Raw genomic sequence first — 7,990 nt, 5'->3', positions numbered from 1 at the left:
CCGCCATGCCCGCACCCCGCAAGACCAGCGTCCCCGCAACCGCCAAGCAGCCCCAGGACCACCGCCCGAAGCTCTCCGACGAACTCGCGGTCACCTGGGAGGGCCACGAGTACACGATCGACCGCGAGGCACTCGAGGACATCGAGTTCATCGGCTACCTGCAGGACAACAGGTTCCGCGAGGCGATGCCCGAGCTGCTCGGGGCCGAGCAGTGGGATGCCCTCCGCGAGAACCACAGGAGCGCGAAGGGCCGCCTGACGCTGACCCGCATCGGGGAGTTCCTCGAGGAGGTCCACAAGCAGGCAGGCCTGGGAAACTCCTGATCCTCGCGCACCTGCTCAAGGTCTGTCCGGGAGCGGTGGAGGCCGACCTCCACCGTTTCTACGGGCTCGACCTCGACGGGATGTACGCGGGGCGCCTGCGGCCGCGCAAGGTCGCCAACCTCGTCGAGAACCTGCCCCGCGGAGCAGCCGTGTGGGTCCACACCGGCGGCCCCCGGGCGGTCTCGGACGAGACCGAGGCGCTGTGGGCGGTCGAGGCAGCCGTCGCGGCCGGCAACTGGCAGCGCGGCGGGGGCAAGGGCACCAAGCCAGAGATGCGGCCCTTCCCGGAGGGGCTGCTCACCGTCCGCGCCCGCGCGGAGGAACGCGCTGCACGCACCAAGGCAAAGGCCGAGCGGTTCCGCCGCAGGCACATGACCTGATGACCTGAGGGGAGGCTGCTCGTGGCCCAGGAGATCGCCACCGCGTATATCTCGCTCGTCCCCTCGATGCGCGGCTTCAACACCACCGTCTCCCGCGAGCTCCAGGGGCTCGACAAGCCGGCCGCGGCCGCGGGGGAGTCGACGGGGTCGAAGTTCCTCTCCGGCCTCGGCAAGACCGCGAAGATCGGCGCCGTAGCGATCGGGGGCGTCCTCTCCACCTCGCTCGTGAAGGGCTTCCAGCGCCTCTCCGCGATTGAGAACGCCGAGGGCAAGCTCCGGGGGCTGGGCAACTCCGCCCAGGACGTCTCGGCCATCATGAAGAACGCGCTCGCGGCCGTGAAGGGGACCGCGTTCGGCATGGACGAGGCCGCCACGGTCGCCGCGTCGGCCACGGCCGCCGGGATCAAGCCCGGCAAGGAGCTCGAGGGCGTCCTGCGCCTAGTCGGCGACGCGGCAACGATCGGCGGCTCCTCGCTGGGCGAGATGGGCGCGATCTTCAACAAGGTTGCCGCCTCGAACAAGATCCAGGGCGACAGCATCGCGCAGCTGCAGGACCGCGGCATCCCCATCCTGCAGTTCCTCGGCAAGCAGCTCGGCGTCACCGCCGAGGAGGCCGCCAAAATGGCCTCCAAGGGCAAGATCGACTTCGCGACCTTCCGCAAGGCCATGGAGGAGGGCCTCGGCGGCGCCGCCCTGCAGTCGGGCAACACCACCACCGGTGCGTTCAAGAACATGAACGCCGCCCTCTCCCGGTTCGGCGCGGCCCTGCTCAAAGAGGTCTTCCCGATCATCGGCCCGGTCTTCAACAAAATCACCGACGGGCTCGACAAAGCCACCGCGAAGGTCGGCCCCTTCATCTCCGGGCTCATGCTCATCGGCAAGACTGACGTGCTCACCCCCGACGTCGTCGCCAAGATGGGCCTCGACCCGAACGGGCCGTTCGGCAAGGCCATGACCGAGCTCGTCGGAGGCATCCGGGCCTTCGGCGCCGCATGGACCGCGAACGACGGCGACATCACTTCCTCGGGCTTCCCCGGCTTCATGGAGCGCGCAGCCTTCTGGCTGCGCGAGGTCACCGGCGGATTCCAGGCCTTCAAGGCCGCCTGGGACGCGAACGACGGCGACGTGACGTCCTCGGGCTTCCCCGGCTTCATGGAGGAGCTCGCGAACAAGTTCCGCGCCGTCCAGGCATCCCTCGCGAAGCTGGACTTCTCGTCCTTCCAGGGCTTCACGCAGTCGCTGATCGCCGAGGGCGGTCCCGCGACCACCCTGATCGGCGGCCTGGGAGACGCTCTGCCCAAGCTCGGCGGGTCCGTCGCCACGATCATCGGCGCCGGCCTCGACGCGCTCGCGGGCATCCTCGGCTTCATGGCGGACCACATGGACGTCATCCTGCCGATGATCCCCGTGGTCGTGGCCGGCTTCCTCGCCTGGCACGCCGCCACCTCCGCGCTGGCATGGCAGACCCATGCCCTGCAGGCCGCGCAGCTCGCCATGACGCCGGTCCTCGTCACGAACAACGCCCTCCGCGTGACAGCGGCGCTCCTCGAGGGCCGCAACGCGCGGGAGACCGCCCGGGCGGCAGCCGCGACCGCGGCGCAGACCGCCGCCACGGCAGGGAACACGGCCGCGACGGTCGGCAACACCATCGCCACGAACGGCATGAGCATCGCGCAGCGGGCGGCAGCCGCCGCGCAGCGCCTCCTCAACGGGGCCATGCGCGCCAACCCGATCGGGCTGATCATCACCGCGATCATGGCCCTCGTCGCCGGGCTCGTCTGGTTCTTCACCCAGACCGAGTTCGGGAAGCAGATCATCGCGAACGTCTGGGGCTTCATCCAGTCCGTGATCGGCGCCGTCGGGGCCTGGTTCACCGGCACCCTCGTCCCCGCCTTCCAGGCCGGGGCCGCGTGGGTGGGGAGCGCGTTCACATGGCTGAACGACACCATCGTCCAGCCCGTGTTCGCCGCCATCGGCGCCGCGATCCAGTCGGTCGGAGACTTCTTCAACTGGCTCTACGTCACGGTCGTGCAGCCCGTGTTCAACGCGATCGCCGCGGTGATCGGCTGGTGGTGGACCACCATCGTCATGCCCTACTTCGGCTTCGTGTCGGCGGCCGTGCAGGCAGTCGGCGGCTTCTTCTCGTGGCTGTACAACGACATCCTCGACCCAATCTTCCAGCTGGCCGGCGCGATCATCGCCTTCTGGTGGAACACCATGGTCATGCCCGTGTTCAACGCGGTCATCTCCTTCGTCCGCGACTCCCTCGCGGCAGTGTTCAACTGGTTCCGCGACGCGATCATCACGCCCGTGTTCAACGCGGTCGGCGCGACGATCAACTGGATCGGCTCCGTCTTCCAGTGGCTCTACGACTTCGTCGTGAAGCCCGTGTTCGACGCCGTCGGGGCAGCGATCAAGTGGGTCTCGGACAACGTGATCAATCCGGTCGTGGCGGCCTGGAACGACTGGTTCGGCGTGAAGCTGCCGGCAGTCTTCCAGTGGCTCTACACCTACGTGATCAAGCCCCAGTTCGACGCCATCGGCGCCGTGATCAACTGGGTCTGGCTCAACGTCATCAAGCCTGTCGTCGACGCCTGGAACGACTGGTTCGGCGTGAAGCTGCCCGCCGTCTTCAACTGGCTGCACGACAACGTGATCAAGCCCGTGATGGACGGCATCGGCTCGGCCATCAAGTGGGTCTGGGACAACACCATCAAGCCCGTCTTCGACTTCATCCGCAACGCGGTCGAGGTCGAGGTCCCCAAGGCGTTCGAGGCCGGCAAGGCCGCCATCGACACGATCTGGAAGGGCATCCAGGACGTCGTCAAGGCGCCCGTCCGATTCGTGGTCGAGACCGTCATCAACGGCGGCATCGTCGACACCTTCAACAAGGTCGCCGACGTGTTCGGCACGAAGCACCTCGGCCACATCGAACTGCCCCCGGGCTTCTCCGAGGGCGGCTACACCGGTCCCGGCGCGAAGAAGAAGCCCGCGGGCATCGTCCACGCCGGCGAGGTCGTCTGGTCGCAGGACGACATCGCCCGCTGGGGCGGCGTGGGCGTCGTCGAGGCGCTGCGCCGCGCTCGCGGATACCTCGGCGGTGGCCTCGTCGACCCGCTGCGCGGCGGCCTGTCCGTCACGCAGGGCTACAACCACGTCCACAAGGGCATCGACTTCGCAGCGGCAATCGGCACCCCGGTTTTCGCTGCGAACGACGGCGCAGTGACGTGGGCGGGCCCGGGCGTACAGGCGCCGGGCGTGTGGGGCGGCAACGAGGTCCACATCCTCGGCAACGGGATCGAGACCTGGTACGCGCACCTGTCGAGCATCGGCGTGCAGCTCGGGGAGCTCGTCCGGGCCGGGCAGCAGATCGCGCTGTCCGGCAATACCGGCATCTCCTCTGGCCCGCACCTGCACTTCGGGGTGTTCCAGGGCGGCTGGCCGAACGATCTGGACCCGAACGGCTTCCTGTCCGGGACACAGGCGGACGGGAAGCCGTTCAACCCGATCGCGGGGATCATCGACGGGCTGATGGACCAGTTCAAGAAGGCGTTCCCCGGCTCGGAGTTCGTCGTCGACATGGTCGGAGGGTTCGCGAAGAACCTTCTGAACATGGCAGCCGACGGCGTCATGGCCCTGCTCACGGGCAACCGTGACGGGAAGGGCAGCGCAGCGTCGACGCTCTTCGACGGCGGCGGCTGGCTCGAGCGCACGGCCGGCCCGATGCTCGTCGAGCACAACCGGGCCAAGCCGGACGCCGTCCTCTCGAACGAGCAGTGGACCTCGGTCCACAGCCTTGCCCAGTCGGTCGCGGCCGGCGGTGCAGGGCTCACGATCCAAGGCGACGTCTACGGAGCGAACGCAGAGGAGATCATGGACGAGATCGAGAAGCGCGGCCGCCGGTCGGCCACGGTGAACGGACTCGCCCGCATCGCGGCGGGGGTGGGGTAGTTGGCAGGTGTCGTCTATGGCATGCCGGCCACCCCGCCTCCGCTCCCCACCCCTTCCCAGATCGGCCTCCGCATGGTCTGGGAGGGCTGGGACGGGAACGAGTGGGAGCTCACGGACTGGCGCTCCGGCGTGTACCTGCCGGACGAGGGCATCGAGGGGCTTCACCTGCCCGAGTATGTCCACTACGTGCAGGACGCCCCGGGCATCGCGGGACAGACCTACAACGGCTCCACGGCCAAGCCCCGCGACGTGTTCTGGCCGCTGTGCATCTGGACCGAGGACGGGTCGATCGCGTGGGCCGACGAGGACGCCAAGTTCTGGCGCACCATCGACCCGGAGAGATCGGGGAAGTGGCGCGTGTGGGGACCGCGGGGAACATGCCGCACGCTCCGCTGTCGGCTCGAGAAGGCGCCGCACAGCTACGCCCGCGACCCCGTCTACGACGGATGGGCGGTCTACGGACTGAACCTCAAGGCCGACCAGCCCTACTGGGAGGGCCCGCAGATCACCACCGAGGAATTCCGGACGGCCACCGGTCGCGACTTCCTGCCGGCCGCGTCCGGTGACGGGTACTGGGTCTCGCCGGGCTCCACCCTCGAGAGCGCGGCCATGACGAACCCCGGCGAGGTCGACGCCTGGCCGCGGTGGTCCATCGGGGAGTCGGACTCCTCGAGCGTCGGAGTCGGGGGCGCCCAGATCGTGGTCCCGTTCGCCGTCCCGGCGGACAAGGTGCTCGTCATCCAGACGGATCCGAGGATCCAGACGGCGACGCTCCACGACCTCGACGACTTCGACGACGAGGGCGCGCCGATCAGCGGCGGCGAGGACGTCACCGTCGACCTCGGCGACACAGAGTTCGCGCCGATCCCCGCCGGCGAGGGCCGGAAGCTGGACATCAGCCTCACCGGGCCTGGAGCCATCAAGGCAGCGATCACGCCCCTCTACCGTCGAGCCTGGTGAACGGAGGAACCCGTGGACAACCCGTTCCGCCTCACCATCTACGACAAGGCCTTCCGCCGCGTCGGCTGGCTCGGCGATCCGATCAGCATCGACGCCGTCCCGGCACACAACGCGCTCGCGGTCGCGACCCTTGAGGTCTCGACCCGGAACAAGAAGCTGGGGCTGCTGCTCGAGCCGGGCGCGCGCGTCGTCGCCGAGCTCGACGGCGACCACCTCATCGGGGGCCCGGTCAGGGTGCGCGGGGGAGAGGGCCCCGGCGTGGACGGGACGGTGACGCTGGAGGTCCACGACGACTGGCGGCTCTTCCAGCGTCTACTCGGCTGGCCGGTGCCGACGCAGCCGGCCACGAACCAGTCCGCGGCGGAGTACAACACCGTCACAGGGCCGGCAGAGACCGTGCTGAAGACGCTCGTGAAGCGCAACGCCATAGACAGGATGGGGTGGCCCGTGACGATCGCCCCGGATCAGGGGCGCGGGGCGACGATCACGGTCTCGACCCGCTTCCACCCCCTCGCAGACCGGCTGATCCCGGCACTGGAGGCGGCCGCGATCGGGACGACTGTGCGCCAGTCCGGCACCGGGCTGGTGGTCGACGTCTACGAGCCGCGCGACTACCCCAGGGAGCTCACAGAGGCGTCCGGGGTGGTGCAGAAGTGGAAGTGGAACCACGCCGCCCCCGAGGCGACGGACGTCGTCGTCGGCGGACAGGGCGAGGGGACAGCGCGGACCTTCCGGGCATTCGCTGCCACCGACGGCCGCGCCGAGAAATGGGGCGACCAGATCGAGGTGTTCCGCGACGCGCGCGACACCTCCGCGGCCGACGTCTACGCCCAGAGGGCCGCGGAGACGTTCGCGGAGACCGCGGAGAAGACCGGCCTGCACCTCACGCTCGCTGAAACGAAGCACTTCCGCTACGGCGGGACGACGGGCCTGCACGTGGGAGACCGCGTGCGGGTGCGCATCGGCCCGGAGCTGGTCGTGACGGATCTGCTGCGGTCGGCTGCCGTGTCCTGGACGCGCGATGCGGGACGGACCGTGACCCCGAAGGTCGGCGACATCGCCGACTCCCCGCAAGAGACCATGGCCCGCGCTGTGCTCCGCACGGCGATGGGCATCCGAGACGAGAGGAACCGGTAGATGGCGATTGTCAGCATGGGCTATGACGGCCCGATCACCGAACCGCAGATCGCCACAATCGTCCCGGACAGCGGGAGCGCGCTCTTCGGCGTGGACGGGGGAGGGGACTGGCAGGTCACCGCCCACCCGACTCTCGCGGGAGTGCTGAACATCGCGCCCGGGGCCGGGTGGGGGCCGATGGTGCGCGACGTCTCCGACGCCATCGCACAGGTCGCCCAGACGTCCCTGCCGGGCACAGGGCAGTCCCGGTGGGACCTCGTCGCGATGCGCCGGGACTGGCGGCCCAGCGGCGGCCTGTCCGGCTTCGTGATCGTGGACGGCTCGGCGACGAAGGCCCTCCCTGAGGCGGCGGCTGCGGTCAGCGGGACGGGGCGGCAGATCTGGCCCGGGCAGGTCCACGACCAGCCCATCGCGCTCGTGCAGTGGGTGGGCGGGCAGTCGAAGCCGGCCGTCATCGTCGACCTGCGCACGTGGGCGGCCAACGGGGGAGTGCTCGCCAAGGACACCCTCGTCCACGGCGCCATGGACCAGGTGGGGTCGAAGGTCAGGATCGGCGGCGACGAGTGGTTCAGGGAACTGGACGCCAACGGCTCACCGGTCTGGACGAATCTCGACGCGCCCGGGCCATGGATGGCGCTGGCGCCCGGCAATGACTGGGTGGTCCCCACCGGGACAGCAGCCCAGTGCCGTCTGATCAGCAGGGGGAAGCTCCTCGAGGTCCGTGCCTTCCTCAGCTATGGGGGGTCCGAGACGGTTGTCCCCGGCTGGATTGCGGCGAGGTTTCCGGCCGGGATGGCGCCCTCTCGGCCCTACCTCGACGTTGCCCTGACGGATGGCAGCAAGAGGCTTGGGAGCATCTGGGTCGGCCCGCAGGGGATCGAGCTCGGCCCTGAAACGACGGGCAAGACCGTCCACATGGCGACGGTGGTGCCCTTCGGGTGAGCGCAGCAGCAGAGGACGGATGAACGTGTGGACCTTCAAGCGGCCGGGGGGCTGCTCACCGCGATCGGGGGACTCCTCGGCGTCGTCGGCGGGGGCGTGGCCTGGATGGTCAACCGCGCAGACAAGCGCCGCGAGCAGAACGAGGCCAACGTGATCGCCACCCTCAAGGAACGCATCGAGGAGCTGAAGGCGGCCCTGCGCCGCGCCGAGCAGAAAGTGCACGCTCTCCGTCGCACCGCGGGGCGGTGGCGGGAGCAGCTCATCGCGCACAACATCACACCGGACCCCGCCGACTGG

The 7,990-nt window shown here is 69.4% G+C and carries 7 protein-coding genes; all 7 read left to right on the top strand.

What is annotated here, in order from left to right; all coding sequences use genetic code 11:
- The coding region (locus ACYVKZ_RS20875; protein WP_460994393.1) for a hypothetical protein at positions 1 to 323 on the top strand (323 nt) is incomplete at its 5' end.
- Positions 324 to 358: 35 nt separating this feature from the next.
- Entirely contained in the window at positions 359 to 703 is a 345-nt protein-coding gene (locus ACYVKZ_RS20870) for a hypothetical protein (protein WP_460994392.1), read from the top strand.
- Between the two features lie 21 nt (positions 704 to 724).
- Positions 725 to 4,654: a peptidoglycan DD-metalloendopeptidase family protein gene (locus ACYVKZ_RS20865; protein WP_460994391.1), complete on the top strand. Its 3,930-nt coding sequence runs from the start codon at positions 725 to 727 to the stop codon at positions 4,652 to 4,654.
- 21 nt (positions 4,655 to 4,675) lie between these two features.
- Entirely contained in the window at positions 4,676 to 5,614 is a 939-nt protein-coding gene (locus ACYVKZ_RS20860) for a hypothetical protein (protein WP_460994390.1), read from the top strand.
- 12 nt (positions 5,615 to 5,626) lie between these two features.
- On the top strand, positions 5,627 to 6,751 hold the full coding sequence (locus ACYVKZ_RS20855) for a Gp37-like protein (RefSeq protein WP_460994389.1): 1,125 nt from the start codon (positions 5,627 to 5,629) through the stop codon (positions 6,749 to 6,751).
- Positions 6,752 to 7,693 (top strand): hypothetical protein, encoded by a 942-nt coding sequence (locus ACYVKZ_RS20850; RefSeq protein ID WP_460994388.1) that lies wholly within the window; start codon positions 6,752 to 6,754, stop codon positions 7,691 to 7,693.
- Positions 7,694 to 7,720: 27 nt separating this feature from the next.
- A partial coding sequence (locus ACYVKZ_RS20845) for a hypothetical protein (RefSeq protein WP_460994387.1) occupies positions 7,721 to 7,990 on the top strand: 270 nt, incomplete at its 3' end.

It is taken from the genome of Sinomonas soli, from assembly GCF_054782415.1.
This window is presented reverse-complemented; position numbering and strand designations above follow the sequence as displayed.